This is a genomic window from Synechococcus sp. R55.7 (assembly GCF_047461955.1).
Taxonomy (GTDB): domain Bacteria; phylum Cyanobacteriota; class Cyanobacteriia; order Thermostichales; family Thermostichaceae; genus Thermostichus.
Genome location: NZ_JANSIC010000015.1, coordinates 11,780 through 14,794, shown reverse-complemented (window position 1 = coordinate 14,794; position 3,015 = coordinate 11,780). Strand labels below are relative to the sequence as shown.

Sequence of the window (3,015 nt, the reverse complement as noted above, 5' to 3'; positions counted from 1 at the left end):
TGGGCAAGTTGCTGTTGCCGCTGTGGGGGGGATCCCCCCTGGTGTGGAATACCTGCCTGGCCTTTTTTCAGGCCACCCTGCTGCTGGGCTACCTGTGGGCAGACCGGCTGGGGCGCGGGCTCAATCCCAGGATGGGGGTGCTAATCCACGGGATCTTGCTGCTGGTCGGGCTGAGGCTTCTGCCCTTTCAGCTGGGGATCCCCGGCCAACCGGAAGGATGGTGGCCCCCTCTCGCTCTGTTGGCAAACTTGACTTTGGGAGCTGGGGTGCCGCTGTTTCTCCTGTCGGCGACGACGCCGTTGCTGCAACGGGGGTTGGCGGCAAGAGGGGTCGCGGGGCAACGGGAGGCTTTGGATCCCTATTTTCTCTATGTGGCCAGCAATGCCGGCAGCTTGGGCGGGCTGCTGGGGTACCCGCTGGTGTTGGAGCCTCGTCTGTCTTTGGCTTGGCAAACTCTCCTGTGGACGGGATCCTACGCGCTGGTGGCAGCCCTGGTGCTGCTGAGCGGGGTGGGTCTGCTGCTCAGTTGCAACGGCGTTGCCGAGCCACAAGAACGTGGGGCGGATTCCCAGGGATCCAGCGCTGCTCTGGGGAATTGGGCTGTTTCCTGGCGAGAGCGTTGGCGCTGGGCGGGGCTGGCTTTTTTGCCGGCGGGCCTGTTGGTGGCGGTCACCACTCTGTTGACCACCGACGTGGCGGCGGTGCCCCTGTTGTGGGCCATCCCCCTGGGGATCTATCTGCTGACATTCATGCTGGCTTTCGGGGGGATCCACCCCAATAAGGGGGTTTTGGGAACGACAGCTCTTCTGGCCTGCGGGGCGGTGGGGACACAGGTCTTGGGCTGGGTGAGGCCGGGTTTTTTGCTTTTGCCGCTGCATCTGACCACCTTTGGGCTGGTGAGCTGGGGCTGCCACAGCCGGTTGGCTTGCCGTCGCCCGCCGGTGGAGCAGTTGACGCAGTTTTACCTGTGGCTGGCTTTGGGGGGGAGCTTAGGGGGAATGTTCTCTGCCCTCTTGGCACCGCAGGTGTTTGAGACAGTGCTGGAATATCCCCTGTTGCTGGGGATGTCGCTGGCCGTGCTGGGGGCGCAGGGGGGGCGGGTGGGCCTGTGGCTGGGGCTGGGGCTGCTCCTGCCTTTGCTGCTGTTGCACTTTCAACCGCAGGCGTTGCTGCAGGTGGGCGCTGGGGTGGGTTTGGCGTTGGGCTGGGCGGTGCTGGCGCTGTTGGTGTCAGGGGAGAGCCGTTCACAGCAGCAGAGCGGAGCCCCTGGCTGGCAGGCCAAGGTCGGTTGGGTGGGAGCAATGGCGGGGTTGGTTGTGCTGCTGGGGCAACCCTGGCTGCAGCCGGGACTGCAGGTGATCCACAGCGAGCGCAGCGCCTTCGGCCTCAACCGGATCGTGGAATACCAAACTGAGCAGGGATCCTTTCGCGGCCTTCTGCACGGCACCACCCTACACGGCAGCCAAAACTTGGACCCGGAAAAAGCGCTGGAGCCGCTGACCTATTTTTCTCGGTCTGGGCCGGTTGGGCAGGTGTTTGCGGCGTTCAGAGCCCAGACTGTGGATCCCACGCCCGCCATTGCGGTATTGGGGCTGGGGATCGGCACGTTGGCCGCCTATGCCGAGCCAGGGGATGAGTGGACGTTTTTCGAGTTGGATCCCACCGTGGTCGATTGGGCGAGCCGCTATTTTTCCTATCTCCGGTGGGCTCAGGCACGGGCGCAGGTGCAGGTCATCCTCGGCGATGCCCGGCTCAGCCTCAAGGGGATCCCAGAGGGCAGCTACGACCTGATGGTGATGGATGCCTTCAGCTCTGACGCAGTGCCGGTGCATTTGCTCACGCAAGAGGCTTTGGCCCTCTACCTCAGCAAGCTCAAGCCCCACGGCTGGCTGCTCTTCAACATCACCAACCGCCACCTCGACCTGGCCCCGCTGTTGGCTGGCCTGGCCGGATCCCTGCAGCTTCACGCTTGGCACCAAGACCACCGGGATCTCTCCCCTGAGCAACGCCAGGCGGGGCTGGCCCCTTCCCACTGGGTGCTGTTATCGCCGCGCGACGCTTCGACGACCGCCTCAGCAGGGCGGAGCCCTTTGGCCCAAAACTCTGGAGTCCTGCAGGAACTGGATCCCTGGCAGCCCCTTTTGCCCCAAGCCGGGGATCCCGTCTGGCGGGATGACTTTTCCAACCTGCTGCAGGTGATCCGCTGGCCTTGGATCCCTTTGCCGAGAGGTATCCAGATCCCCAGTTCTGGATAGGAATCCGGCTGCTATCGCTATGCAACGCTTCGGCGAATGCATTAGGGTTGGGGAGCAGAAAAGTTAAGGAAATCTTTACAACTCGAAGTTGGTATGAGTTATGATTGTTTGCAACGTAACTGATGTCTGCTCGGGAGTCCGGCCCATGTCTCCTCTACAAGCCCTCACTGGCAATCCTCAAACCACCATGGCTGAAACCTCTGCGGCTCGTTTCGTGGCAATCGGGGGCAGCTTGCGGCCCAATTCCCTGACGTACCAGGCGCTGGAGGTGGCGCGGCGCGAGTTTGAGAAGTTGGGGATCCCGTTGCACATCCTCGATCTGCGGCAGATGAAGTTGCCCTTTGTGGATGGCTCGGAGTCCTATGCGGATTATCCCGATGTGGCGGTCTTACAAGCAACCATGAAGCGGGCGGATGGGATCATCCTAGCCAGCCCGGAGTACCACGGCGGCATCAGCGGCAGCCTGAAAAATGCACTGGATCTGTTGAGTTTTGAGCAACTGGAGGGTAAGGTCTTTGGGTTAATCAGCGTTTTGGGCGGCGAGAGCAACAGCAATACCCTGAACCAGATGCGCTTGATTGTGCGTTGGGTGCATGGCTGGGTGATCCCAGAGCAAATCGCCATCGGTCGGGCTTGGAGCGCTTTTGACGAGCAAGGCAATCTCAAAGACGAGAAGCTAAAACAGCGCTTTCAACACTTTGTCCAGAGCTTGGTGACCCATACTCACAAGCTGCGCGGGATCCCAGTTGTGAAGCCTTCC

General features: G+C 61.9%; 2 protein-coding genes. Both read left to right on the top strand.

The genetic code is table 11. The annotated features are described in order from the left end of the window. Positions 1-2,255 (top strand): fused MFS/spermidine synthase (locus tag NW820_RS01765; RefSeq protein ID WP_414406517.1); only part of this gene is annotated, 2,255 nt, incomplete at its 5' end. A gap of 145 nt (positions 2,256-2,400) precedes the next feature. After that, the coding region (locus NW820_RS01760) for an NADPH-dependent FMN reductase (RefSeq protein ID WP_414406516.1) at positions 2,401-3,015 on the top strand (615 nt) is incomplete at its 3' end.